Source organism: Ruegeria sp. F5 (assembly GCF_056533845.1).
The window spans coordinates 261,358-286,847 of record NZ_JBQFOU010000003.1 but is presented as its reverse complement, the minus strand read 5'-3'; the positions used below and the strand labels follow the sequence as shown (position 1 = coordinate 286,847).

The window sequence follows — 25,490 nt, the reverse complement described above, 5'->3', positions numbered from 1 at the left end:
CCGGGTTTTTGGTGTGTCACAGACGATTTACGATAAATATGGCGGCTTCAAAACGATCAGCCGCGTCGTGATGTCATTTTACGAAATGGCGTTGGATTCTGATGAGATCGGTGGCTATTTCGAAGAAATAGATATGCCGCGCCTTATCGATCATCAGACCAAGTTCGTGTCTTCGCTGGTCGGCGGGCCCGCGTCGTTCAGTGACGAGCGGATCGAAGCGGTTCACAGACACCTGAATATCTCGCACGATCACTTCGATGAGATGGCAGAGCTGTTTGCTCAGGCCCTGTCTGATCACGGGATGTCTGACGAGGACGTAAAGGTGGCGCTGCGCGCGATTGAATCGAAACGGGTGATCATCGTCGCGAAGAATGCCGCATGAGCATTTCTGCCATCAATGAACAGTTGCTGCGCGCGATTGGCGTCGGCGTGGCCGTGGTGCGTGCGTCTGATCTGCAGTTTGTGTTCCACAACGGCCCTTTCGCGGAATGGTTCGGAACCCCGACCGAAGGGCAGACTTTGCGGGATATTCTGCCAGACCTCGATGCAAGAGAACTGGAAGATGTGAAGCAATCCGGCCTTCGGTATTCGGTTGAATTGCAGATCAAACCCAAACGCCGGACGCTGGTCTTTGCGGTCGCCGTATCGCTGGCAAACGGCTTGTCCGAGCAGGTTCTGATCATCGAATGCCAGAACATTACGCGCATCCGCGAACTGGAGAGCATGATCGACAGCTACTCGACCATGGTGGAACGCAACACCCGAGAGTTGGAGCGCGAAAAGGAGCGGGTCGAGCGATTGTTGCTGAACCTCATGCCGAGGGCGGTGTACGAAGAATTCAAGACCTTCGGCGTCGTCACCCCTCAGCTTTATGATCAGGTTTCCGTCGTCATGCTGGATTTCGTCGGTTTCACCGACTTCGCCGCCAAGACGGACCCGACCGTTACGCTCAGCGAGTTGAACGACATTTTCACCGCCTTCGACCGTATCGTGGAACAGTTCGGGTGTGAGCGGATCAAGACCATTGGCGACGCGTATCTGGCAGTCTCGGGCATGCCGGATGCCACGCCGGACCATGCGACTGCAGTGGCGCATTGCGCCGTGCGGTTCTTGCGCTACCTTGAACGGCGCAACGAAAGCCATCCGCACAAGTGGCAGGCCCGGATCGGGTTGGGAATGGGGGCAGCCGTTGGGTCGGTCGTTGGCATTCAGAAATACGTCTATGATGTATTCGGCCCGGCGGTGAACATCGCCTCGCGCCTGCAGGTGTTTGCAAACCCGATGCACATCGTCGCGCCGGAAGAGATGAAATATGGCCTGATCGACGAATTTCAGGTTTCGGATATTGGACCTGTCGACATCAAGGGCATGGGCGAGATGAACCTGATCAACGTCACCTCGGGCCTGAGCGTTCCGACAGGCGGCCGGTTCTTTTAGCGCCGGTCAGTCGTCCTGCGGGACCAGACCCAACCCCCTGAGATAGATGCCAATTCCGCTTTCCAGCAGGTCTTCGGGCGGGAATGGTGATGTTGCGCCGGTGTTGCGCGCATAAAGTTCGACCACCCCGTGGCTCATCGCCCAGATATGCGCGCTGAACATCGACGCAGGCGGGCGCTTTTCGGGGGGGATGTGCTGCGACAGGTCTGCCGCGGCCTTTTCCAGAACGCTTTTGGCACGGTTCGCGGCCATCGACAGTTCGGGTGTTCGGTTCAGCGAGATGCCGCTTTCAAACATCGCGATATAGTGGCCCGGATTCTTGCGCGCAAAGGCCAGATAGGCGCGCCCTGTCGCCTCGAACGCGGCCAGGGCCGAGGGCTGGCCCTTGTCATAAGCGTATTGCATCAGGTCTGCGAACATCTCGAACCCCTGACGGGCGGCCTCGGCAATCAGATCCTCGCGCCCGTGATAGTGGCGATAGACAGCCGCCGGGGTGACGCCTGCAGTTTTTGCAGCCTCGGACAGGGTGAAACCGGTCGGGCCCTTTTCTTCGACCAGCGACAACGCGGCCTCGATCAGGGCTTGTTTCAGGTTTCCGTGGTGATACCCGCGTTTCGTCATCCCCGCCTAAGGCACCTTTGCGCTAAAGAGTATTGAGACCAAAGAGATAGAGTATCAGGCCGCCTTCGTCCAACGGTTGCGGCGGGCTGGTCGTGTTTTTCTGATCGATCGCTCAGGTGCCCTTTGATGGACCCGCTGATCGGGGTCGATGCGACAATGGCCAATCGTGTCATACCCGCGCAGAACGCTCAGGCATCCCAAATCTCAGGTCCGCCGCAGATTTTTGCGTCAATCTTGCCAAGCGCTTCCTTGTCTTTCTCGTCATAGTCCAACCCGTGCAGAACGGTGCGGATCGCGGCAAGGCGGGCGCGCTTCTTGTCGTCGGATCGCACGATGGTCCAGGGGCAGTTTTCCGTGTGCGAGCGTGTCAGGGTTTCGGAAATCGACTGAGTGTATTCGTCCCATTTGTTCAACCCCGCGACATCTATCGGGCTTAACTTCCACTGCTTCAAAGGGTCCGTTTCGCGGGCCAGAAACCGGTTGAGCTGTTCTGCACGTCCGACATTCAGCCAGAACTTGAAAAGCCGGATGCCGTCATTGGCCAGACCGGTTTCCAGTGGGATGACCTGCCGGAAAAAACGCTCTCTCTCCTCGGTGGTGCAGAAGCCAAAGACATTTTCCACTACGCCCCGGTTGTACCAGCTGCGGTCGAAGAACACGATCTCTCCCGCAGATGGCAGGTGTTGGATGTAGCGCTGGAAATACCATTGCGAGCGCTCGGCATCCGATGGTTTGCTGAGCGCCACATTGCGCGCACCGCGTGGGTTCAGGTTTTCCCGGAACCGTTTGATCGTGCCGCCCTTGCCAGCCGCGTCGCGGCCTTCGAACAGGATGGCAACCCGCTCGCCTGTTTCCTTGACCCAGGATTGCATCTTGACCAGTTCGATCTGTAGTGCGTCGATCTGTTCCTCATACTCTTTGGTCTTCATCTTTTCAGAGTATGGGTAGGTCGGGTTCAGAATATCGCCCTTTTTTGCGTTTTTGATTTCCTCGCGCACGCTTTTGGGGGCGTCCTTGCTAAAGTACTTTTCGATGGAACCTTTTTCGGACCGGGCCATGTTCTACCTCGCGATAAAATCCATAACTTACTATGGATTAGGCGAAGGATTAACGCAAACCCGCGCGTTCAGCGGCCCGGTCGATGGCGGCGGCAACCTCGGGCGCGGCGACGACCTGTGGCATGTGCCCGATGCCCGGTAGTTCGATCAGTTCCGCGCCGGGGATCTGTTCAATCAGCCGCTCGGAATGCCAGCCAAGGCTGACGGTGGTGTCGGCCGTGCCATGCACGATTTCGGTGGGAACCGAAATTTCGCCATAACGCGGCTGCAAGTCGGCGACTTCGTCCACGAGGTTCGCCCGCTGCTTGGCGTTCGCATGCATCGAGCCGGGGCGCATGGTCAGTTCAGGCCCAAAATGTTCGGCATAGCCCTCGGGCGCTTTTTGCGGGGCAAACACCTGATCCAGCGCCTTGTCGACAAACCAGTCGGGCACATATGACGCCACGACCGGCAAGGCCAACGCGTTTCCGACCGAGGTCGAGGCCATCCGGTTGAACCCGTCCAAAGGTGTTTCCCACGGGATCGCCGCTGGGGCAATCAGAACCAGTGCCGAGATGTTGTCGGGCCGTGTGACCGCCCAGGCCAGTGACACCGAACCGCCATAGCTTTGCCCCGCGACGATGGGCTTTTCGGCCCCCAGTTGAGCGGCGGCCCGCTGCAGGATGTCCGCCTGTTCGATGATCGTCTCACCGTCCGGGTTGAAACTGGCCGAATAGCCCAAACCGGGCCGGTCGAACACGATGACCCGAAAGTGCTCGGCCAGTATCGGCGCAAGCGCAAAGGTCATGTCGCGGGTATTGCCGCTGGAGCCGTGGATCAGCACCACATCCGGCCCTTCGCCCATGACGACCGCGTGAACCGCAATGCCATCCACGTCGAGGATTTGGCCCTCGGGCGGAAAGGCGGTCTCGGCCCGTTCTTCCAGACGCGCCGCCCGCCAGAGCGAAATGCCCCAGAGCACAACAATCAGGATCAGCAGTATGGCTCCGGCGCGCATCATGTTCCGTCAGGCCCTCAGGTCGGTTGAATCCACGCCAATGCGTGTGATGTCGTACGGGGTGGTTTCGTAGATTTCGCTGATCCAGTTGCCGTACAGCAGATGCGCATGGCTGCGCCACCGGTTTTGCGGCGTACGCGAGGGGTCATCGTCGGGGTAATAGTTCATCGGCACATTGATCGGAGAACCATTTGCAACGTCCCGGTCATATTCCTGTTTCAGCGTGTCACTGTCATATTCGAAGTGATTGAAGATATAGAGCGCGCGATGGCTTTGATCTTCGACCAGACAGGGGCCAACGTCGTCACTGCCCAGCAAGGTGGTCAGGCCGGTCGCGGCGTCGATCTCATGCTGTTTCATCTCGGTCCACCGGCTGACGGGAATCACGCAATCGTCCGAGAACCCGCGCAGAAACGGCGAAGCCGGTTTGAGGTTACGGTGCCGGAAACACCCAAACGCCTTGCCGTCCAGCAAGTGCTTTTTGACGCCGTGGAAATGGTTGATCATCGCCATCCCGCCCCAGCAGACACCAAAGGTGGAATGAACGTTGGTCTGGGTCCAGTCGAAGACCTCAGTCATTTCGTCCCAATAGGTTACATCGGGAAACTCCAGATGCTCGATCGGGGCACCGGTGATGATCAGCCCGTCGAATTTCTCGTCCTTTACCTCCTGAAAAGGACGATAGAATTCGGCCATGTGCTCGGCGGCGGTGTTGCGCGTTCGATGCTCGGTCATGCGGATCAGGGACAGATCAATCTGCAGCGGCGTCGCACCGATCAGGCGCGCGAACTGGTTTTCGGTCTGAATCTTCTTGGGCATCAGATTCAGCAGCCCGATACGCAGGGGGCGGATGTCCTGACGCATGGCCTGATCCTCGGCCATGACCATGACGCCCTCTTTCGAGAGGACATCAAAGGCGGGCAGGTCTGAGGGGATCTTGATGGGCATGGGTTCAGGCTTTTGAAGAGTTCTGGGAAAACTGACAGTTAGGCGCAATTGCTGCGGGTCTCAAGGGTGTGTTCGATCAACTCATCGAAATCGCCCGCGTCCCGGACCTTTCCGATGTCTTTTGCCGCAATCGTCACGCCCCAGTTTCGCGCCATCGCCTCGTATCTGGGTTTACGATGGGCCAGCGCCTGCGCGTAGGTCCAGCGAATAAAGGCGTTGGGGTCGACCTCTGCCTCGGTGCAGCCGTGCTGGTCAAGGTATTCGCCCCACACACGGTTCAGGAATTCGGCCTGATAGGACATCGGCTTGGGGGCCTTGTCGAACCGCCGGATCAGTTCCGAGGTATGGTCTTCGTCCCCCTTCAGCCAGATCATGAGCGTGTGCCGGGACAGGTCGGACAGGATTTGGTCCTTGGGGTCATCAGGGTCCACCCATTCACAAATCGAACCGCCGGTGTCGCAGATGAAATGAGGGTACTCGTACAGGCGGTGTGCGCGGTCGATGAAGTACTCGGTATCCAGCAGGGCATGTATTTCGGCCAACCGAAACTGTTCCTGCCGGCGGCGGTATTCCGGCATTTCAAGCCCGCCCTTCGCAGGGTCCCCGGGCTTGCCGAGATAGGCCGCCACAGGGGTCAGGTTGTTGAACGAGATATTCGAGCCGATATAGATCGAATCCGACAGCAGAAGTTCGCGCAGGAAGGGTACCTTCATCGCCTCGGCCTTGGCGTTGTCGGTGATGTATTCGCCCATGTAGCGGGTGCCAATGCGGTAATCGATCGAGTAGTGAAACCAATTGCCCGAATCCCGCAGGACGTTCGACACATAGGTTTTGCCCAGACCCGACATGCCGAAAAACAGCACCTTCTTTCGCGCCGCATTGCGCCAGTCCTGAGCCGAGCTGTAGATCATGGTCCGCTGTCCCTTTTTTGCCTTTGCTAAATCGGGCAGGGGGCGGCGTCAATCGCGTGTGCCGGATCGGTTCAGGATCAGCAGGCCAATCGCGAGAACGGCGAAACCCAGATAAGCGCTGGATTTCAGCGCCTCATCCCGCAGCACGGCGCCGAGTACGATGGCAATGGGCGGGATCACAAGCGTCACCAGCATCAGGTTGCCGCTGCCGGCCATCCCCAGGACCCGATAATACAGCAGATAGGCTCCGGCGGTTGCGATGATTGCGTAATACCCGATTGCGAGCCAGGTCTCAGCTGGCAAGTTTAGGCTGGGTGCTCCGTCCACCATCAGGGCTATGGGCAGGATCAAAATGGTCGATCCGGTCAGCATACCCGCGGCGGCGACCTGTGAGGGAAGCCCAGACAGGGTGGCCCGCGCCCAGGCGGCTGCAAAGGCGTAAGAAACCGTACCGGCCAGAATAGCCAGTTGGGCCGTGCTTTGCAGGTTGAAGCTGGCAAAGTTTCCAAGGCCGATTGCGATCGAGACGCCCAGAAACCCCAAGGCAACCCCAAAAAGGCGGGGTTTGGTCAGGCGTTCATCTTTGAAGAACATGGCCGCCACCAGCACGCCAAATACAGCGGTCGCGGCGTTCAAAATCGCGGTCAGCCCGGTGTCGATGTACAGCTGTCCCCAAGCCATCAGCGAGAAGGGAATGACGTTGTTCAAAAGCCCCATCACAAGGAACGCGGCCCAGATCCGGGGGCTTCTTGGAACCTCCAACCGTCTGGCCCATACCACCAACCAAAGCGCCAGCATCGCCCAGAAGGTGCGGTGCAGAACGGATGTCATGACCGGAATGGTATCGAGTGCGATTCGGATCGCCACAAATGAGGCACCCCAGATCAGGCCAAGCAGCAAAAGCTCGGACCATGCGCGGGGGGAGAGTGTTTTTTGAGTTGTCATGATTTCAATTGACGCATTTTGCGGGTCATGCGCGACCCGGATCGTGCGTAATCAAAAAAACCTGCCGAAAACCGGCAGGTTCTTAAGTTTTGATTCAGGTTATTGTTTTTTGTTCAGAAGCTGAAGCCAACCCGAAGGCCAAAGCTCACAGCGTCGTTGTCTTTGAAGTCGGCCCGAGCAACATCAGGCGTGCCGGTTTCGGCAAATGCATCGCCCAGATCAGTGTAACGCACACCGCCGGTGATTCTGATGTTTTCATGGGTGTACTGCAGGCCAACGCTGATGCTCTTGAAGCCGTTAGTCGGTGCCAGCGGGGAAACAAGGTCGTCGCCATCTTCCTTTTCGTAGCCCAAGGCGACGGAAGCGGCCCAGTTTTCATTCAGCCGGTGTGCAACGCCAAGGTTAAAGGTGGTGGTGTTGGTCAGGTCGATCAGTTCGACGCTGGGCAGCGGTCCCACAGCGGTAGTGCTTAGTTGCGTGACGCTATGATTTGCCCAACGGATATTGCCGAACACAAGCGTGTTCTTGGCAACGCCGGATTGGAAATCCAGGTTGATCGACTCAGGAGTTTTTACTTCCTGCGTACCAACGATGGTTGCCGGGAAAAGGGGTGAGTTCTCCGTCGTGGAGAAATCGTGTTCGATCTCTGACTGGTAGGTCAATGCCACGCGCAATGCGATGTCCGGAATCTCATAGGCGGCTCCGACGACCCAGCCGAAAGCCCCGTCGCGGGCCACGTCGATTTCATAGCTGTCAAACGGTCCATAGGCCAAACCCTGCAGCCGGATGTTACCGTCAAGGCGTTGATAACGCAGACCGCCGTGAATGCTCCAGTTATCGTTGAACTTGTAGCGGAGGATCCCGGTGTAGCTGTCTGAATCCGCAAATGCCTCGGTTCCGCCCAAAAGAAGCGAGCCCGGTTGCGTCGGGTTGCCCGAGGGAAGCGGGTAGCGGATGTCCGACCCAAATGGCTGGTCATATAGGAACGAAACAGAAAGCTGCTCATTGATGTCGTACTTCACCCCAGCCCCAACCTGATTGAAGTCGCCCGCTATGTTGCCCGAAGGCGTGCCGAAGGGATTCTGATTCGTCAGGTCGTTGCCTGTGACGTCCGGGTTTGTCCGCGACACCGAAAACTCGGCGTAGTTACCCTCTTCAAAGATCAGAGTGATCGGCTGACCGGTTCGGTCCAGACCGCCCGCCTGCGCCGCGGTTGACCCCACACAAAGTGCGCACGCTGAAAGTAGCGCTCTTTTCATATATTCCTCCCTCGTTTTTCTTCGCAGGTGCAGATGATGGTGGATGAGTGTGTCCGCGCTGGCCTGCTGAATTGTGGTGCTCGATACTTTCTTCGCGTTTACTTTACCGTCAACCAGTGACCGTGCGTTACTTCTGATGAGTATCGCCGGGGACTGTTGCCAAACTGTTACGATTTTCGGACCAGACGTTCAGAAAGATGCCCGCGAAGATCATGGCGGCCCCCAGAAGCGTCCAGCTGTCGATGGGTTCGCCGTACAGAAGCATGCCGACTATCGCGATGGCTGGCAGCCTGGCAAAGTCGAACGGAACAACTACCGTGGCGGGCGCGATTGCCAGCGCGTTGGTCATGCAATAGTGCGCCAGCAGTCCCGCCAGCCCGACCAACAGCAGGTAGGGCGCGGTCTGAGGGGTCGGCAGGGCGATCTGACCGTCAATTCCGGCCGCAGCAACGCCAAAGACGGCCTGCATGACCGTCAGCCAGAACAGGATGCAGCCGGTGCTGACGGTTTGGGTGAGCTGCTTTGTCGTAATCGTTGTTAATGCAAAGAAAATAGCGGAAGACGCCGCCGTCGCAATTCCAAGATTCAGCGGCGAGACACCCGGGCGTGTCACGATCAGAATGCCGAGAAAACCGATCATGGCGGCCGTCACGCGCAGAGCGGTCAGACGCTCTTTCAGAAACAGCGGCGAGAGCAGGATCACCCAGATCGGGCTGGTGAATTCCAACGCAAAGACCTGCGCCAGCGGAATGACCGCAACGGCGTAGAACCACAGGTTCTGGCCGGCGAAATGGGCCAGGTTTCGGACCAAATGCAAGCCCAGCCGTTCGGAAGAAACCTGATGCCATTTTCCAGCCGCGCTGAGCACCAGAGACACGATAAGAACGCCCACGAAACTGCGGTACATCATGATCTCGAACGTGTCGTGGTGCAGGCTCAGTTCTCGACCCGCAACGGCCATGGACGAAAACGACGCAATCGCGCCGGTCATCCAAAAGGCTGCCTTAAAGACCTGAGACTGGTTGCCGTTCAACTTAGCCCTTTGTTGATCTATCACACTGAAAAATAGTGGAAATACCGGTCTGAAAATGAAAAAGCCGGTCGTGAACCGGCTTTCCTGTCATTCCCACTCGATCGTACCCGGAGGTTTTGAGGTGATGTCATAGGTGCATCGGTTGATGCCCTTGACCTCGTTAATGATCCGCGTTGCCGTTTCCCCGAGGAACTCGTGGCTGAACGGGTAGTAATCGGCGGTCATGCCATCAACTGACGTCACGGCACGAAGCGCACAGGCGTAATCATAGGTGCGCCCGTCGCCCATCACTCCGACAGTTCGGACCGGCAGAATCGCCACGAAGGCCTGCCATATCTCGTCATAAAGGCCGTGTTTGCGAATCTGGTCGATGTAGATCGCGTCCGCCTCGCGCAGGATTTCCAGCTTTTCGCGGGTGATTTCACCGGGGCAGCGGATCGCAAGACCGGGGCCGGGGAAGGGGTGGCGGCCGATGAAACTCTGAGGCAGGCCCAGTTCGCGACCCAGTGCGCGGACCTCATCCTTGAACAGCTCGCGCAGCGGTTCGACCAGTTTCAGACCCATCTTTTCCGGCAGGCCGCCGACATTGTGGTGAGACTTGATGGTCACCGAGGGGCCGCCCGAGAACGAAACGGATTCGATCACATCCGGGTAGAGCGTGCCTTGCGCCAGGAACTCGGCCCCTTCGATGGTGTCGGCGTGTTTCTGGAACACGTCAATGAACAGCTTGCCGATGATCTTGCGCTTGGTCTCGGGGTCGCTCTGGCCGTCCAACTCGCCAAGGAACAGATCGCTTTCATCCGCGTGGATCAGTTGGATGTTGTAGTTGTCGCGGAACATGCCGACGACCTCGGCGGCTTCGTTCTTGCGCAGCAGGCCGTGATCGACAAAGACGCAGGTCAGCTGATCGCCGATGGCTTCGTGAATCAGGATCGCCGCGACCGAGCTGTCGACTCCGCCGGACAGGCCGCAGATCACCTTTTTGTCGCCGACCTGTTCGCGGATTTTGCGGATTATCTCTTCGCGATAGGCACCCATGGTCCAGTCGCCTTTGAACCCGGCGAGCTTTACGAAGTTTTCATACAGTTTTGCGCCCTTGGGGGTGTGGTGCACCTCGGGGTGGAACTGAACCGCATAGAAATGCCGGTCCGGGTCAGCGGTGATCGCATAGGGCGCGTTGGGGGACGTTCCGTAAACCTCGAACCCCGGCGCGATTTTGCTGACATGATCGCCGTGGCTCATCCAGACCTGCTCGTCTCCATCAGCGAACCAGCCGTCCAGAATGTCCAGCTTGTTCTTTGGGGTGACAAAAGCGCGCCCGAACTCGGCGGTGCCGTGGCCGCTTTCGACCTTGCCGCCCAGCTGGTGCATCATCACCTGCTGGCCGTAGCAGATCCCCAGGATCGGTACACCAAAGTCGAAAATCTCTTGCGGTGCGCGCGGTGAGCCTTCGCGTGTCACGCTGTCCGGACCACCCGAGAAGATCACGGCGCGCGGAGACATCTCTCGCACGAAATCCATCGTGACGTTCTGATAGGGGTGAATTTCGCAATAGACGTTCAGTTCGCGCAGGCGGCGGGCGATCAGCTGCGTCACCTGGCTGCCGAAGTCGATGATCAGAAGGCGGTCATGGGTGTCTTGGGTCATGCGGTCGCTTTAAGACGCCTGCCAAACCAGCGCAAGGGTTTTGCAGAAGATGCACAGAGCTGTAGAATTCGTTATACTGTGCGCAGTGTTTAGTTGATATTTTGGTAACTCGTTATGCCCGAACAAACCGGCTATGGCCTTGGCGGAACTCAAAAGGTCTATACAGACCGGCATCCTGTGCAAAACCACGAAGGGTCGTCGAAGCGACCGAAATGCGGTTGCGGGTCGTGGTTGAATCACTGGAAAATCTACACGGGCAATGAAAAGCGCGACCCGGCCTGTTTTTACATGGGCTGTTCCAAGCCGGGAAAGCATGGCGCACATGTCCGGTTCGTGAAAATCGACAAGGCGAAGAAGAACAAGAAGGGAGAGTTCATTCCCAAACCTTACGGGCAGTCTTTCATCATCCCGATGTGCGAAAAACACAATAATCCAAAGTTCAAGGCAGCGTTTTTCATTGCCAAGGATCGCTGGGCCGTTGACGACAAGGCGCGCGAGGAATGCAAGACCGCGACCTATCGGCTGAACGCGCAGAATTACTTTCGGATGAAGGTCATCGCGCTGTCGGGCAAACCCAAATGCGGGTGCCCAAGTTATTTTCAGCATTACAGAAATGTCAGTGGCAGCGGTCGTCAAAGATGCGTTGCGATGGAATGCGGGAAGAATGCAAGCCTTGCCGTTGCGATGCGATCCGTGGACGGGCGAACCGACTACGACAAGTGGATGGCTCCGGTCTGCAAAAGCCATGCCCGCGCCGGGAAAGAGATTTACATCAAGCGGCATGCAGACGTCGTTACGCCAAAAAAGACCGATTTCTGCGGAAAAGGGAAATAAGCGCGGGCGGGTGTCGCTTTTACCCCTAGAGCGCCGCAATCCAGATGCGCTAGGCTGTTCCAATCCGGTAATACAACGCTCAACCTAAACACTCAGACGGGATTTTCTCATGGCAGAGGCAAACACCCGGCGCAGGGCGAGAGGGGGCGGTGGCGCCGCCCGCCGGGCCGAGCGCACCGCAGTCCGCATCGAAACCGCGAAATATATCGAGCGGAACATTCCGAATTTCGAAATCCTCAACGAGGAAGCGTTGGAGATCATCGAACACAACGCGGAAACCGTTCTGGAAGAGATCGGCGTCAATTTCGTCGACAATCCAGCCGCGCTAGAGCGGTGGCGCGACGCGGGTGCCGATATCGACGGTGAGCGCGTGCGCCTTCCGCGCGGTCTGGCGCGCGAACTGATCAAGACGGCCCCCAGCCAGTTTACGCAGCACGCCCGCAACCCCGAGAAGTCGGTTGAAATTGGCGGTCGCAGTCTGGTTCTGGCCCCTGTCTATGGTCCGCCCTTTGTCCGTGACGCCGACGGTGGTCGCCGTTACGCGACCATGGAGGATTTCAACAAGTTCGTGAAACTGGCCTATATGTCCAAATGGCTGCACCATTCCGGCGGCACGGTCTGCGAGCCGACGGATATTCCGGTGAACAAGCGCCATCTGGACATGCTGAAGGTGCATATGACGCTGTCGGACAAGCCTTTCATGGGGTCCGTGACCGACCCGAGCCGGGCGCAGGATTCGGTTGAGATGTGCGAAATTCTGTTCGGCAAGGACTTTGTTCAGAACAACACTGTGATGACCTCGCTCACCAACATCAACTCGCCGATGACATTCGACGACGTGATGATGGGCTCGCTCGAGGTTTATGCGCGCAACAATCAGGCCTGCATCATCTCGCCCTTCATCGTGGGCGGCGCGATGGCACCGGTTTCGGTGGCCGGGACGCTGACGCAGGTTCTGGCCGAAGTGCTGGCCGGTGTGGCGTACAGCCAGATCATCCGTCCCGGCGCCCCTGCGATCTTCGGGGCCTTCGTGACTTCGATTGATATGAACTCAGGCGCGCCAACCTTCGGAACGCCGGAGGCCGCACATATCACCTATGGTGCGGGCCAGTTGGCGCGGCGTCTGAACCTGCCGTATCGTTCGGCCGGTTCGTTCTGCGGCTCGAAACTGCCGGACGCGCAGGCGGCTTATGAAACCGCGAACTCGCTGAATATGGGGCTGATGGCAGGTGTGAACTTCATGCTGCATTCCTGCGGCTGGCTCGAAGGCGGGCTGGTGGCCGATTTCGAGAAGTTCGTAATGGATGCGGACCAGCTGGGCGTTCTGCACGGATTGGCCAAAGGCGTCGCCTATGACGAGAACGCGCAGGCCATGGACGCAATCCGCGAGGTCGGGCCGGGCGGTCACTATCTGGGGTGCGCCCACACGCAGGCGAACTTCAAAGAGGCGTTCTGGAAATCCGATCTGCTGGATTACAAACCGTTCGAGACCTGGCAGGACGAAGGCTCGCGCGATACGCGTGCACTGGCATCCGCCCGGGTCGAGCATCTGCTGGCCAACTACCAGCAGCCTCAGCTCGACCCTGCAATCAACGCGGCGCTCGAGGCGTATATCGCAGAAAAGAAAGCGTCGATGCCGGACGCGTTTACCTGATCACTGATACTGCGCGGCGCGGCTGGCCTGATACAGCTGCGCCTCGCCCAGCAGCGCAATCAGCAAATCCAGATGCCGCACCAGGGAATAGGCGGCATCTTCTTCTTTTCTCAGATCATTTACCTCACGCTCCAGTTCCATGAGCTGGTCCAGCGCCGCCCCGGTTCCGGGCAGCGCGCCGTATCCCAGAATTCGCTGCAAATGCCGGTCCCGATTATAGTCCTGCGCTCCGAATTTCGCCGCACGTGCCAACAGGCGGGGGCGGCGGAGCGTCGTGATCATTGTCATCAGGTCTTGCATTTCAGCTGTCCTTTTTCCGCGTGACTGATGATCTGTTTGTGGAACAAATTATACGGGTGTTGCGTCACTCGACTTCTCGCCTAACGATGGTTTCACGACTGTTTATCTTTTTGAATCAAATCTGGCTTCAGCGCTCAGAGGTTAACGAACGAGTAACGAAAGCAACTCTAGTTAGATTTGGCTAACCCAAATTCAGAGGGCGAAAAGTGGCAGTCTGTTTTGTCGGCGAGGGCAAATAAATATGGAAAATAACGTGGCTTTCTCCATTCCGGCGTGGGTTCCAGAAGGCGCGCAGAGGTATCTGGTGCATACCGAGGCCGGTCGGTCGATCCGCGACATAGCAAGATCGGCGGGATGTCATGCATCGACGATCCTCAGACAAATTCGCCGGATCGAGATGCGGCGTGACGACCCCCTTGTGGATGCCGCTTTGCAATCGCTGGCCGAGACGCATTTCTCGCCGACAGAAACGCAGCCGGACTATTCCTGCCAGCCCGAGGATGCGGAAGAACAGTTCGACCGTGAAGCGCTGCGCGTTCTGCGCCGCCTGTGCGAGACCGGCTCGGTTCTGGCAGTCGCCGAGGATATGGACAAAGCTGTCGTCGTGCGGGACACGGGCGAGGTCGGGGCCACAAAAACCGCCGTTGTCGATTGTCACATCGCGCAAGCTTTGGCGCTACAGGACTGGATTTCGTGTGACAATCCGGGGCGCATTTCCCGGTACAGGATTTCATCCTCGGGCCGGACGGCGCTTAGCCAGTTGGTGGCCAAGGCAGAAAACAAAGCGCGCAGCCGGAACGAATTCGGTATGGCGGAGGCCCAGACGCCGTTTCAGCCCCAAGGGGCTGCGCCCCAGAATGACCGTTCGCGGCGCATTCGGTATAGCGCGGCGGAAAGCCCTCTGATCGCTTTGGCGCGCAGGCGGGATCGGGATGGGAAACCGTTTTTGGATGAAACGCTGGTCAGTGCCGGAGAGCGTTTGCGCGAGGATTTTGAGCTTGCAAAGATTGGCCCACAGGTCGCGCAGAACTGGGACAGGTTCCTGACCGCAGGCGGGCGTGGTCATTTCGACAGTGAATCACATGGCGGGCGCGGGTCCTCGACCGCGCGCGATCGGGTGTCGCGGGCTTTGTCCGACCTTGGACCGGGGCTGAGCGATGTGGCCCTGCGGTGTTGTTGTTACCTTGAGGGGCTGGAGCTTGCGGAAAAGCGCATGGGTTGGTCGGCGCGGTCGGGCAAGATCGTGCTGCGCATCGCCTTGCAGCGCCTCAAGCGGCATTATCAGGAGCAGACTGAAAGGGATCGCATGATCGGCTGATCCGGCGATTAGGTTGCCTTGCAGTTGGCGCCGGAAGTGATAATCAGGGGTTATGAATTTCACACTCCGCCAACTGCAATATTTCCGCGCCGTAGCCGAACATCGCAACTTTGGCCGCGCGGCTCAGGCCTGTCATGTGTCACAACCGGCCCTGTCGGTTCAGATCAAAACGCTGGAAGAGGTTCTGGGCGGGGTCCTGTTCGAACGGCAGGCCCGCGACATTCTGCTGACTCCGCTGGGGCGCGATGTTCTGGATCATGCGCGTCAGGTGCTGGGGGCCGCGGATCGGCTGGACCAGTTCGCCCGTGATCACTCCGGCGGTCACCGGTCCTTGTCGATCGGGATCATTCCAACAATCGCGCCCTACCTGCTGCCCGGCGTTCTGGCCGGATTGCGGGCCGGGGATGTATCACTGCGGGTCCAAATCCGCGAAGCGCGGACCGAGCGCCTGTTGTCGCTGCTGCAAGGTGGTGAGATTGATGCCGCCGTGTTGGCCTTGCCCGCCGGTGGGGCAGAGTTTCAGGAAATCCCGCTGTTTCAGGATCATTTCCTGATCGCGGGCAGCGAAGCGCGGCTGAAGAGGCTGACCGGCAGCCCGGATGTTTTGCGGCCTCTGGACCTGAAATCGGCGCAACTGATGCTGCTGGAAGATGGCCATTGTCTGACCGATCAGGCGCTTGAGGTCTGCGGGCAGGATCGCAGCAGCGGGCAGATCAACATGGGCGCATCCTCGCTGGCCACCTTGTCCCGCCTTGTCGCCGAGGGGTTCGGACTGACCCTGATGCCCGAACTCGCGGCCCGGTCGGAATCCGAAGCTGTTTCGGGGTTGAAGTTGCTGCGGTTCGGCGCGCCTCAGCCCGCGCGGACGGTTGGTCTGGTGCGTCGGGCGTCAACCGGTGATGATGAATGGACGGACCGACTGGCGCAGGTGATCCGGGATGTGGGCGAAGAGATCGTGGCCGCCACCCGAACATAAAAAGGCCCGCATGAGGCGGGCCTTTGGTCGGTCAAAGCGTTTGGGTTCAGGCCAGTTCCGGCTCAGCCGCCTGTTCCAGATGCTGCATCAGGGTTTCCGGCGAGGACACGCCATAGGGATCTTCTGGGCAGTTATCCATCAGGCCCGGTTCTTCGAACCACGCCTCGACAACGCCGTTGTTCACGATGGCGGCGTAGCGCCACGAGCGCATGCCAAAACCCAGATTGTCCTTGTCGACCAGCATACCCATCTTGCGGGTGAACTCGCCCGACCCGTCGGGGATCACCTTGACGTTTTTCAGGCCCTGATCCTGCGCCCATTTGTTCATGACGAAGCTGTCATTTACGGACATGCAGTAGATCTCATCAATGCCCTTGGCCATAAAATCGGCATATCCGTTTTCAAAACCCGGCAGTTGGTAGGTCGAGCATGTGGGCGTAAATGCACCCGGCAGCGAGAACAGGATGACGCGCTTGCCGGCAAAGTAATCGGCGGTTGTCTTGTCTTCCCAACGGAAGGGGTTGGGCCCTTCAATCGCGTCGTCGCGAACGCGGGTGTGAAAGGTCACGTCGGGCAGTTTGGTGCCGGATTTCATCTTCAATCTCCTGTGATTCAGTGGTGATCGGAACGTGACTTAAAACAGTTCTAAAATGCCTTCAATCGAAGATAGGCCGCATCCGCGAAGTTTCTGAATTACCGGACAAGTGATTAAGAAAATGACGAAAATAGCTGGGGTTCCGGATAATTTCGCTGCATCAGCAAAGTCCCCCTGCATAGCGGCTATGCGTCACTGGTGCACGCGAAGCGATGGGTTTATGTTAAGGGAACTCAAAGTTGACCCAAAGTCAGGAAAACTGCCCGTGCGAGACCTCAAGATTCCCGAGCAACGCCACCCGGAAAAAGCGCATCGCCCGGACAATGCGCAACCGAAAAAGCCCAGCTGGATTCGGGTCAAGGCACCCGGCGGTAAAGGCTATGCCGACACGCGCAAGATCATGCGGGACAACAATCTGGTCACGGTCTGCGAAGAGGCGGGATGCCCCAACGTCGGCGAATGCTGGAGCCAGGGTCACGCCACGATGATGATCATGGGCGAGATTTGCACGCGCGGCTGCACCTTCTGCAACATTGCGACAGGCCGTCCCGACGCGCTGGATGTGTTCGAGCCCGGTCGCGTTGCCCATGCGGTCGAGAAACTGGGCCTTAACCATGTCGTGATCACCTCGGTCGACCGAGACGACCTTGAAGACGGCGGCGCGGATCACTTCGCGCAGACCATCCGCGCGATCCGTCACCGTTCGCCCAAAACGACAATCGAGATTCTCACGCCGGATTTCCTGAAATGCGATCCTGCCGTTCTGGAAACCGTGGTCGAGGCCAAACCGGACGTGTTCAACCACAACCTTGAAACCGTTCCGGGCCTGTACCCCGAAGTACGCCCCGGCGCGCGATATTTCCACTCCTTGCGCCTGTTGCAGCGGGTCAAGGAACAGGACCCGTCGATCTTTACCAAGTCCGGCATCATGGTCGGTCTGGGCGAGGATGAACAGCAGGTCCGTCAGGTGATGGACGACATGCGCGCCGCCGATATCGATTTTCTGACCATCGGTCAGTACCTGCAGCCGACGCCCAAGCACCATGGGGTTGACCGTTTCGTGACGCCGGAAGAATTCGCGTCATACGAAAAGGCCGCCTTTGGCAAAGGGTTCCTGATGGTTTCGGCCACACCGCTGACGCGGTCGTCTTACCATGCAGGGGATGACTTCGCCCGCTTGCGCGCCGCGCGGCAAGAGAAGCTGGGGCAGGCGTGACGCCGGACACGATTGCCCGGCTGACCGGCCTGCGCCACGAACTGCATCAGCAGCCCGAACTCTCTGGTTTTGAAGAAGCAACCGCAGCGCGCGTGGCTGGCTTGTTGCAGCGTGCGGGTGCCGATCTGGTTCTGACCGGGATCGGTGGGCACGGCGTTGCCGCCGTTTTCGACAGCGGGCAGAGCGGCCCAAGTGTGGGTATCCGGTGCGAGTTGGACGGGTTGCCGATTCAGGAAATCTCGGACGCGCCGTATGTGTCCCGCATCCCCGGCAAGGGGCATCTGTGCGGACATGACGGCCATATGACGATGGTACTCGGAGTGGCCGAGGCGTTGGGCAAGGCCCGCCCTAAAACCGGACGCGTGGTCCTGATACTCCAACCCGCCGAAGAGACCGGGCAGGGGGCCATCGCTTTTCGGGCCGATCCGACGTTTGCGCAGGTTGCCCCGGATTACGTGTTCTCGCTGCACAATCTGCCGGGGCTGGAACTGGGTGCGGTGGAACTGTGCAAAGGGGCAACCAACTGCGCCTCTCGCGGGATGCGGATTGGATTGACCGGCAAGACCTCGCACGCGGCAGCACCGCAAGATGGGGTATCACCGGCAAGGGCGCTGTCGCAACTCATTCCCGGTCTGAGTGGCTTGGTAAAGGGCGGGCCCTTGGATGAGGGCTTCGCTTTAACCACCGTGACACATGCCAGTCTGGGAGAGCGTACATTTGGCGTCGCCCCCGGAAATGCCGAACTTTGGGTCACACTCCGCACCGTTTCAGATGCCCGCATGGCCGCACTGATCGCCGAGGCCGAAACGCTGGTCGCCAACGTCGCCAAGGCCGAGGCGCTGGCGTTCGACATCACCAATGACGACGTATTCGAAGCCTGCACCAATCACCCCGAGGCCGTGAGCATTCTGACCGATGCCTGCGCCGACCGGAACGTTCCATGCGCCCTGACCTTGGACCCGCAGAGGTTTTCCGAGGATTTCGGGCAGTTTGGCAAAGGGGCGAAAACGGCGATGTTCTGGCTTGGGGCGGGGCGCGATCACCCGCAATTGCACAACCCCGATTACGACTTTCCCGACGCACTTATTCCCATCGGGACCGGGGTGTTTCTATCCGCCATTCAGCGGGTCTTGGGCTAGCGTAATCAGCGCGGCGCGCGGAGTTCTTCCCGGGTCGCCCAGTCCGGCCACCATCCCATATATTCGACCCCTGCGATCAGCAGGCATATGAGAATCGCGCAGATCACCAGCATGACCCGTCTTTCCGATGGCGGGTTCCGGACCCACCGGGACATGCGGAGCAGGTGGCGCGGGTCCATCTAGTCCTCGGTAAACCTGACTTTGCCGATGAAGGGCAGGTTGCGATTGCGCTGCGCGTAGTCGATCCCGTAACCCACGACAAATTCATCCGGAATCTCAAATCCGATCCAGTCCGAGCGGAAATCGACCTCGCGGCGGCTGGGCTTGTCCAGCAGGGCGATGGATCTCAGACGGGCCGGATTGCGGCTGCGCAGCAGGTTCGTGACATGGTTCAGCGTGTGGCCGGTATCGACGATATCTTCGACAACCAGCACGTCCCGCCCTTCAATGGCACCTCGCAAGTCCTTGAGAATACGCACTTCCCGGCTGCTTTCCATCGCGTCGCCATAGGATGAGGCCTCAAGGAAATCGACCTCGATCGGCAGATCCAGTTCGCGCACCAGATCGGCGATAAAGACAAAGCTGCCCCGCAAAAGGCCGACAACAACCAGCTTGTCGGTGTCCCCGAACTCATCGGTGATTTCCCGGCAAAGCTCTTCTATCCGGGCAGCGATGGCCTTGGCCGAGATCATCTCATCTATCACATATGCGCGGTCACTCATCACAGCCCCCTTGATCTTTGGCGCGCAACATACGACATGACGCGCCATTGTCACCTGTAAATGCCTGAACGCCATGCCTATCCATTCGGAAACACGTCACCTGCCATACACTGCCCAGCAGATGTATGATTTGGTGGCAGACGTGGCGAAATACCCTCAGTTCCTGCCGTGGTGCGCCGCCGCGCGGATCCGCCGGACCTATGAGGCGGGCGAAGCGCAGGTGATGGAGGCTGATCTGGTCATTTCCTTCAAAGTCTTCCGCGAACGCTTCGGCAGCCGGGTGACTTTGTTTCCGGGCCAAAAGAGAATCGACACCGAATATCTGGACGGCCCGTTCAAATACATGAAATCCGACTGGCAGTTCGAGGACGCGCCGGATGGCGGCTGCAATATCTCGTTCCACGTGGATTTCGAATTCAAGAACGCCATCCTGCAGGGCATCATCGGCGTCGTCTTCAACGAAGCCATGCAACGGATCGTCCGCGCGTTCGAGGCCCGGGCCGCCGATCTTTACAGCTAAGTCTTTACCAGCTTTTGGTGCGCGCTAGACTGCGCCTTATGAGTGATCTGACCACATCTTTAGCCGCCTTTGCCGCCGGTCCTGTTTCGACGTCTGCGCAGGCACGGATCGTGACATCCCTGTCCGCGCTGGACTGGATCGCCGTGGGGCGGGCCGGTGCGGCCGAACCCGTCTCTGTCACCGTGCGTGACATGATCCTGGACGAAGGCGGAGCCCCGCAGGCGCATCTGTTCGGGCAAGGCGCCGCGCCTCTGCGCGCGGCGGCGCTGGTGAACGGCACCGTGTCACACGCACTGGACTATGACGACACGCATTTCGCCCATATCGGCCATCCTTCGGTCGCCGTTTTGTCCGCCGCGCTGGCTGTCAGCGAATGGGATGACCGGATCCTCGTGGATTTCCTCGAGGCCGCTTTGGTCGGGATGGAGGTCTCGATTCGCATCGGCCTGTGGCTGGGGCGCGGCCACTATCAGGCCGGGTTCCATCAGACCGCCACCGCAGGGGCCTTTGGATCAGCGGTCGCGGTCGGGCGGATCTTCGGGTTCGACGCCAATCAGATGCGGCGGGTTCTGGGCCTGACCGCAACACGCGCGGCGGGTTTGAAGGCGCAATTCGGCACGATGGGCAAACCCTATAACGCCGGTCTGGCCGCGTCCGCCGGGGTCGAGGCCGCCGCGCTGATTCAGCGCGGTTTCGAGCCAAATGCGAGTGCGCTTGAAGGGCAGTATGGATTCGGAGCCACTCACGAAGGGGCCGACAATACAGATGCGGCGCTGGATGGGCTGGGCCAGGAATGGCTGTTCGAATCCGTCAGCCATAAATTCCACGCCTGCTGCCACGGCTTGCATGCGGCGCTAGAGGCCGCGCGGGAACTGGATATCGGGGAACCCGAAGTGGCCGAGATCAAGATCAAAACCCATCCGCGCTGGATGAGCGTGTGCAACCAGATGTCTCCGACCACCGGGCTGGGGGCGAAATTCTCGTACCGCACGGTGATTGCCATGCAGGCGTTGGGTTTCGATACCGCCTTGCCTGGCAGCTATTCGGAAAAGACCTGCGCCAACCCGCGCATTCAGTCCCTGCGGGATCGCATAACGGTTGAGGCGGACGAAAGCCTGACCGAAACACAGGCGCACTTATCGCTGCTACGCCGCGACGGGGGGCGGCGCGAAGCGACCCATGACCTGTTGGCCCCAATGTCGCTTGCGGATCGCGAGGACCGCGTGCGCGGCAAAGCCGCCAAGCTGATCGGAGGCGACGATGCGGATGCGATATGGTCGATGCTCCGCACCGGAGGCCGCGCCCGCGATCTGGCAAAAATGCTGGCGGATTAAGACACGCGCCAGTGCAGCGGGAATCCCGGGTCAAACACCGTCACCGGCCCGTCCCCGGTTTCGATCTTGGCCGGGTATGCGACCGGATCGCCTTTGGTCAGGGTCAGTGTGTCCTCGTTCACCGGCAGTCGGTAAAACGCCGGACCGTTCAGCGATGCGAACCCTTCCAGCTTGTCCAACGCACCTTCACGGTCGAACATCTCGGCCAGCAGGGACATGGTGTTGGTCGCGGTGAAGCACCCGGCACAGCCACAGGCCATTTCCTTGTTGTCATCCGTGTGCGGCGCGCTGTCCGTGCCCAGGAAATACCGCGCATCGCCCGAGGTCGCAGCGGCCAGCAGCGCAAGGCGATGCTCTTCCCGCTTGGCGACCGGCAGGCAGTAGTAATGCGGTTTGATCCCGCCAACCAGAATGTGGTTGCGGTTGATGATCAGGTGATGCGCCGTGATCGTCGCGCCCAGATCGGTATCATTGGCTTTGACGTATTCAACACCGTCGCGCGTCGTGATGTGCTCCATCACCACTCGCAGACCCGGCGTGGCCTTGCGGATCGGGTCCAGCACGCGGTCGATGAACACCGCCTCACGGTCGAAAATGTCGATTTCCGCATCTGTGACCTCACCATGCACGCAAAGCGGCAAGCCGATCTCTGCCATCTTCTCAAGCACGGGCCGCACCTTGTCGAAGTCCCGTACGCCCGAATGCGAATTGGTTGTAGCCCCGGCAGGATACAGCTTGACCGCCTTGATCAGTCCGCTGGCATGGGCAGCGGCCATATCCTCGGGGTCGGTATCCTCGGTCAGATACAGGGTCATCAGCGGCTCGAACGTCATGTCGTCGGGAAGGGCGGCCATGATGCGCTCGCGATAGGCTGCGGCCTGCGCGCCTGTCACGACGGGGGGCACAAGGTTGGGCATGATGATCGCGCGGGCAAAATGGCGCGCGGTTTCGGGCAGGACGGCCTGCAACATCGCGCCGTCGCGCAGATGCAGGTGCCAGTCGTCGGGGCGGCGGATCGTGAGGGTATCGGTCATGGCCCCCGGCTAGCACAGCGCGGTCAGTGGCGAAAGGCCCTGAATCCCCGGCAACCCCTTGTCAACTGGCCGGAACGCCGTAAGTCCCTGCAAAGGCCCGGACTTGACGCGCAAGCGCCATCATGACCTGTTGTGCCCGAGGAGAGCATTATGACGCAGCCAAATACCATCGACGCCGTTCAAACCATGCTGGGTGCGCAGGGCTATGTCTGCGGGCGGTCGCTGGCGACGGTCGTGTTCCTGTCGCTGAAGCTCGGGCGTCCGTTGTTTCTGGAAGGTGAGGCAGGCGTCGGCAAAACCGAAATCGCCAAGGCGCTGGCCACCGGTCTGAACCGCCGCCTGATCCGCCTGCAATGCTACGAGGGGCTGGATGCGTCCTCGGCGGTCTATGAATGGAACTTCCCCGCCCAGATGGTCGCTATCCGCACCGCCGAGGCCTCGGGCAGCGCGGATCGGGGAACGCTTCAATCCGAACTCTTCTCGGACGACTACCTGATCGAACGCCCCTTGCTGCAGGCCATGCGCCCCGATGAAAACGGCGCGCCGGTCCTGCTGATCGACGAGTTGGACCGCACCGATGAACCGTTCGAGGCCTTCCTGCTGGAAGCGCTCAGCGATTTCCAGGTCACGATCCCCGAACTCGGCACGGTCAAAGCCCCGGAACCGCCCGTCGTCATCGTCACCTCGAACCGCACGCGCGAGGTGCACGACGCCCTGAAACGCCGCTGCCTTTATCATTGGGTCGACTACCCCGATTTCGACCGCGAGATCGAAATCCTCCACGCTCGCGCCCCCGAGGCCGCAAAGGCGCTCAGCCGCGAGGTCGTCGCGTTTGTCCAACGACTGCGCACCGAAGACCTGTTCAAAAAGCCCGGCGTTGCCGAAACCATCGACTGGGCCAAATGCCTGCTGGCGCTGGATGTAATCAACCTCAGCCCCGAGGTGATCGGCGACACGCTGGGCGCAATCCTGAAATACCAGGACGATATCCAGAAACTGCAGGGGTCCGAGGCGAAACGAATCCTCGATCAGGCCAAAGCCGACCTCGAACCCGCCTGATGCTTCATCTTTTCCCAAATACTCCGGGGGTATGGGGGCAGAGCCCCCATGACGGATGATGGCAGAACAACTCCCGCTCGATATCCCCGATAACCCGAAGCTGGCGCAGAACATCACCCATTTCGCACGGGCCCTGCGTAAGGCTGGGCTGCCCATCGGCACGGGCCGCGTTGTTGACGCTATCCGCGCGGTTCAGGCTGCGGGCTTCACTGAGAAACGCGATTTCTACTGGACCCTGCATGCCTGTTTCGTGAATCGCCCCGAGTACCGAACGGTGTTCGCCCAGGTCTTCCGCCTCTATTGGCGCGACCCGCGCTATCTGGAACACATGATGTCGATGATGCTGCCCGCCATCCGAGGCGTGCAGGAGGAACGCAAGGCGGATGCGGGCGAAAAACGCGCTGCCGAGGCGCTGCTGGATGGGGTTGAGCGGGAATTTCCCGAATCTTCGGAAGACGAAGGCGGTACCGAGTTGGACATAGACGCCTCGCAAACCGCATCGTCCGAGGAACGGTTGCGCAGCCTGGATTTCGAACAGATGAGCACGGCGGAAATCGCACAGGCTAAACGCCTGCTGGCGCGCCTGAGCCTGCCGGTGAAACCCATCGAGTCGCGCCGTGGTCAGGCCAGCCACCTGGGCCACCGCATCGACCGCGCCCGCACCCTCCGATCCGCCATGCGGCAGGGCGGAGAACTGCGGGACATCGCCCGACAAAAGCCGAAACCGCGCTGGCCCAATCTGGTTGTGCTCTGCGATATTTCGGGCTCGATGAGCCAGTACAGCCGCCTGATCCTGCATTTCTTGCACACGGTCTCGAACGCCAAGGGGGCGGGCTGGGCCAAGGTGCATGCCTTTACCTTCGGCACCCGCCTGACCAACATCACGCGCCACCTGCAACAGCGCGACGTGGATGCCGCGTTGGCCGCCGCCGGGGCCGAGGCGCAGGATTGGGAGGGCGGCACCCGCATCGGCGAATGCCTGCACGCCTTCAACCGCGACTGGTCGCGGCGTGTCATGGGGCAGGGCGCGGTCGTGCTTTTGATCTCGGACGGTCTGGACCGGGGCGCGCCCGAGCTACTGGCGAAGGAAATGGAGCGCCTGCACCTGTCGTCACGCCGCCTGATCTGGCTCAACCCCTTGCTGCGCTGGGACGGTTTCGCCCCGAAAGCGCAGGGCGTTATGGCGATGCTGCCGCATGTGGACAGTTTCCGCGCCGGCCATTCGATTGCATCGCTCGAAGATCTGGCAACCGTGATCTCGCGGACCGACGATGTGGGTGAGAAAACGCGGCTGATCTCCGCGCTTTCCGCCTAGCTTTTACCCAAGCTGCTTTTCGTTGCACTCACGCGCCATTGCCATGGCTTTCTTGGTCCCGGTCAGATCGACGGTGAAGGCAAACTCTTTCTCGGGGAACACGATCATCACTTTCTTGTTGGCAATGTCATCCGCGAACTGAGGGTCATCTGACAGCACATAGCCCCCGGAATAGCCCTTGGTGATGTTGCCCTTCATCCCCGTCGCCTCACCGACGTAGATGTTGTCACCCAGCAGGATCGCCACGGCCTCTTTCTCGCCGCGCTTGATGTTGGTTTCGGCCTTGGTGAACACGCCCACATAGCCAACGCCGCGATCTTCGGTCAGGCCCATCTGCACAACGTTTTCGGAATCGTCCACCGCCTCGATCAGGCAGGATTTCTTTTCGTTGTCGATGAACACCTTCCAGCCTTCGACCTCGCCATAGCGTTCGAATGTATCAGCCCATCCGGCGGTCGAGGCCAGCAGGCCAACGGCCGTTCCCAGTGTTAGAATGCGTTTCAATGTCTTGTCTCCGATTAAGGGGGATCTGTGCGCGCTTCCGGTAATCATCCGGCTACCCCGCGCAGGCTAGAACCGGGCGTGTTGGTAATCAATCCTTTGCGTATGTGAATGTGA

Annotated in this window: 27 protein-coding genes; 12 read left to right on the top strand and 15 right to left on the bottom strand. The window is 59.5% G+C overall.

Features of this window, described 5'->3' with window-relative positions; all coding sequences use genetic code 11:
* Positions 1 to 13: 13 nt before the first annotated feature.
* Complete coding sequence (locus ACR0K1_RS06350; RefSeq protein WP_480610421.1) at positions 14 to 382, top strand: group I truncated hemoglobin; 369 nt, start codon at positions 14 to 16, stop codon at positions 380 to 382.
* Positions 379 to 1,437 (top strand): adenylate/guanylate cyclase domain-containing protein, encoded by a 1,059-nt coding sequence (locus ACR0K1_RS06345; RefSeq protein ID WP_480610424.1) that lies wholly within the window; start codon positions 379 to 381, stop codon positions 1,435 to 1,437. Before ACR0K1_RS06350 ends, ACR0K1_RS06345 begins: the two co-directional genes overlap by 4 nt.
* Positions 1,438 to 1,443: 6 nt before the next feature.
* Here ACR0K1_RS06345 and ACR0K1_RS06340 read toward each other — a convergent pair whose 3' ends face one another.
* From ACR0K1_RS06340 to guaA, 9 genes are all read right to left on the bottom strand, one after another.
* Positions 1,444 to 2,058 (bottom strand): TetR/AcrR family transcriptional regulator, encoded by a 615-nt coding sequence (locus ACR0K1_RS06340; protein ID WP_480610427.1) that lies wholly within the window; start codon positions 2,056 to 2,058, stop codon positions 1,444 to 1,446.
* Between the two features lie 188 nt (positions 2,059 to 2,246).
* Positions 2,247 to 3,116 carry a polyphosphate kinase 2 gene (gene ppk2 / locus ACR0K1_RS06335; RefSeq protein ID WP_480610430.1) on the bottom strand — a complete coding sequence of 290 codons (870 nt, stop codon included), beginning with the start codon at positions 3,114 to 3,116 and terminating at the stop codon, positions 2,247 to 2,249.
* A 49-nt stretch (positions 3,117 to 3,165) separates the two neighbouring features.
* Positions 3,166 to 4,116 (bottom strand): alpha/beta fold hydrolase, encoded by a 951-nt coding sequence (locus ACR0K1_RS06330; protein ID WP_480849301.1) that lies wholly within the window; start codon positions 4,114 to 4,116, stop codon positions 3,166 to 3,168.
* A gap of 6 nt (positions 4,117 to 4,122) precedes the next feature.
* Positions 4,123 to 5,061, bottom strand: coding sequence for a homoserine O-acetyltransferase MetA (gene metA, locus ACR0K1_RS06325; RefSeq protein WP_480610436.1), 939 nt, complete (start codon positions 5,059 to 5,061; stop codon positions 4,123 to 4,125).
* Positions 5,062 to 5,099: 38 nt separating this feature from the next.
* Entirely contained in the window at positions 5,100 to 5,972 is an 873-nt protein-coding gene (locus tag ACR0K1_RS06320; RefSeq protein WP_480849299.1) for an ATPase, read from the bottom strand.
* A gap of 48 nt (positions 5,973 to 6,020) precedes the next feature.
* A complete protein-coding gene (locus ACR0K1_RS06315) occupies positions 6,021 to 6,917 on the bottom strand; it encodes a DMT family transporter (RefSeq protein ID WP_480849296.1) in 897 nt (298 codons plus the stop codon).
* Between the two features lie 113 nt (positions 6,918 to 7,030).
* On the bottom strand, positions 7,031 to 8,176 hold the full coding sequence (locus ACR0K1_RS06310) for an OmpP1/FadL family transporter (RefSeq protein WP_480610444.1): 1,146 nt from the start codon (positions 8,174 to 8,176) through the stop codon (positions 7,031 to 7,033).
* A gap of 127 nt (positions 8,177 to 8,303) precedes the next feature.
* Positions 8,304 to 9,209 carry a DMT family transporter gene (locus ACR0K1_RS06305; RefSeq protein ID WP_480611140.1) on the bottom strand — a complete coding sequence of 302 codons (906 nt, stop codon included), beginning with the start codon at positions 9,207 to 9,209 and terminating at the stop codon, positions 8,304 to 8,306.
* Positions 9,210 to 9,296: 87 nt separating this feature from the next.
* Complete coding sequence (gene guaA / locus ACR0K1_RS06300) at positions 9,297 to 10,856, bottom strand: glutamine-hydrolyzing GMP synthase (RefSeq protein WP_480849294.1); 1,560 nt, start codon at positions 10,854 to 10,856, stop codon at positions 9,297 to 9,299.
* A 114-nt stretch (positions 10,857 to 10,970) separates the two neighbouring features.
* On the opposite strand from guaA, the gene ACR0K1_RS06295 reads away from it, so the two are divergent.
* Together ACR0K1_RS06295 and ACR0K1_RS06290 are read left to right on the top strand one after the other, a co-directional pair.
* Positions 10,971 to 11,690: a hypothetical protein gene (locus tag ACR0K1_RS06295; protein ID WP_480849292.1), complete on the top strand. Its 720-nt coding sequence runs from the start codon at positions 10,971 to 10,973 to the stop codon at positions 11,688 to 11,690.
* Positions 11,691 to 11,799: 109 nt separating this feature from the next.
* Positions 11,800 to 13,344, top strand: coding sequence for a trimethylamine methyltransferase family protein (locus ACR0K1_RS06290; RefSeq protein ID WP_480849289.1), 1,545 nt, complete (start codon positions 11,800 to 11,802; stop codon positions 13,342 to 13,344).
* Here ACR0K1_RS06290 and ACR0K1_RS06285 read toward each other — a convergent pair whose 3' ends face one another.
* Entirely contained in the window at positions 13,345 to 13,644 is a 300-nt protein-coding gene (locus ACR0K1_RS06285; RefSeq protein WP_480849287.1) for a DUF6477 family protein, read from the bottom strand. It lies immediately after the preceding gene.
* Between the two features lie 241 nt (positions 13,645 to 13,885).
* Between ACR0K1_RS06285 and ACR0K1_RS06280 the strand changes: the two genes are divergently transcribed.
* Both ACR0K1_RS06280 and ACR0K1_RS06275 read left to right on the top strand, forming a co-directional pair.
* Positions 13,886 to 14,962: a DUF6456 domain-containing protein gene (locus ACR0K1_RS06280; protein ID WP_480849285.1), complete on the top strand. Its 1,077-nt coding sequence runs from the start codon at positions 13,886 to 13,888 to the stop codon at positions 14,960 to 14,962.
* Positions 14,963 to 15,014: 52 nt separating this feature from the next.
* Complete coding sequence (locus tag ACR0K1_RS06275; protein ID WP_480610461.1) at positions 15,015 to 15,938, top strand: LysR substrate-binding domain-containing protein; 924 nt, start codon at positions 15,015 to 15,017, stop codon at positions 15,936 to 15,938.
* A 46-nt stretch (positions 15,939 to 15,984) separates the two neighbouring features.
* On the opposite strand, the gene ACR0K1_RS06270 is transcribed toward ACR0K1_RS06275, so the two are convergent.
* The gene (locus ACR0K1_RS06270; RefSeq protein ID WP_480610464.1) at positions 15,985 to 16,533 is read right to left on the bottom strand and encodes a redoxin family protein; all 549 of its coding nucleotides are present in this window, start codon (positions 16,531 to 16,533) and stop codon (positions 15,985 to 15,987) included.
* A 265-nt stretch (positions 16,534 to 16,798) separates the two neighbouring features.
* Between ACR0K1_RS06270 and lipA the strand changes: the two genes are divergently transcribed.
* Together lipA and ACR0K1_RS06260 are read left to right on the top strand one after the other, a co-directional pair.
* Positions 16,799 to 17,749 carry a lipoyl synthase gene (gene lipA, locus ACR0K1_RS06265; protein WP_480610471.1) on the top strand — a complete coding sequence of 317 codons (951 nt, stop codon included), beginning with the start codon at positions 16,799 to 16,801 and terminating at the stop codon, positions 17,747 to 17,749.
* Positions 17,746 to 18,888, top strand: coding sequence for an amidohydrolase (locus ACR0K1_RS06260; RefSeq protein ID WP_480849282.1), 1,143 nt, complete (start codon positions 17,746 to 17,748; stop codon positions 18,886 to 18,888). Before lipA ends, ACR0K1_RS06260 begins: the two co-directional genes overlap by 4 nt.
* Positions 18,889 to 18,893: 5 nt before the next feature.
* Here the strand turns inward: ACR0K1_RS06260 and ACR0K1_RS06255 are convergent, their stop codons facing one another.
* Positions 18,894 to 19,043: a hypothetical protein gene (locus ACR0K1_RS06255; protein ID WP_480849280.1), complete on the bottom strand. Its 150-nt coding sequence runs from the start codon at positions 19,041 to 19,043 to the stop codon at positions 18,894 to 18,896.
* A gap of 24 nt (positions 19,044 to 19,067) precedes the next feature.
* Positions 19,068 to 19,610 (bottom strand): hypoxanthine phosphoribosyltransferase, encoded by a 543-nt coding sequence (gene hpt, locus ACR0K1_RS06250; RefSeq protein WP_480610479.1) that lies wholly within the window; start codon positions 19,608 to 19,610, stop codon positions 19,068 to 19,070.
* A gap of 73 nt (positions 19,611 to 19,683) precedes the next feature.
* On the opposite strand from hpt, the gene ACR0K1_RS06245 reads away from it, so the two are divergent.
* Both ACR0K1_RS06245 and ACR0K1_RS06240 read left to right on the top strand, forming a co-directional pair.
* Entirely contained in the window at positions 19,684 to 20,130 is a 447-nt protein-coding gene (locus tag ACR0K1_RS06245; protein WP_480610482.1) for a type II toxin-antitoxin system RatA family toxin, read from the top strand.
* A gap of 38 nt (positions 20,131 to 20,168) precedes the next feature.
* Complete coding sequence (locus ACR0K1_RS06240) at positions 20,169 to 21,464, top strand: MmgE/PrpD family protein (protein WP_480849277.1); 1,296 nt, start codon at positions 20,169 to 20,171, stop codon at positions 21,462 to 21,464.
* On the opposite strand, the gene pyrC is transcribed toward ACR0K1_RS06240, so the two are convergent.
* Positions 21,461 to 22,498, bottom strand: coding sequence for a dihydroorotase (pyrC, locus tag ACR0K1_RS06235; RefSeq protein WP_480610488.1), 1,038 nt, complete (start codon positions 22,496 to 22,498; stop codon positions 21,461 to 21,463). The genes ACR0K1_RS06240 and pyrC overlap by 4 nt on opposite strands.
* 150 nt (positions 22,499 to 22,648) lie before the next feature.
* Here pyrC and ACR0K1_RS06230 point away from each other — a divergent pair, with 150 nt between their 5' ends.
* Both ACR0K1_RS06230 and ACR0K1_RS06225 read left to right on the top strand, forming a co-directional pair.
* On the top strand, positions 22,649 to 23,557 hold the full coding sequence (locus tag ACR0K1_RS06230) for an AAA family ATPase (RefSeq protein ID WP_480610491.1): 909 nt from the start codon (positions 22,649 to 22,651) through the stop codon (positions 23,555 to 23,557).
* A gap of 58 nt (positions 23,558 to 23,615) precedes the next feature.
* Positions 23,616 to 24,872, top strand: coding sequence for a vWA domain-containing protein (locus ACR0K1_RS06225; RefSeq protein ID WP_480849274.1), 1,257 nt, complete (start codon positions 23,616 to 23,618; stop codon positions 24,870 to 24,872).
* Positions 24,873 to 24,875: 3 nt separating this feature from the next.
* Here ACR0K1_RS06225 and ACR0K1_RS06220 read toward each other — a convergent pair whose 3' ends face one another.
* On the bottom strand, positions 24,876 to 25,376 hold the full coding sequence (locus ACR0K1_RS06220) for a hypothetical protein (protein ID WP_480610496.1): 501 nt from the start codon (positions 25,374 to 25,376) through the stop codon (positions 24,876 to 24,878).
* Positions 25,377 to 25,490: the final 114 nt, after the last annotated feature.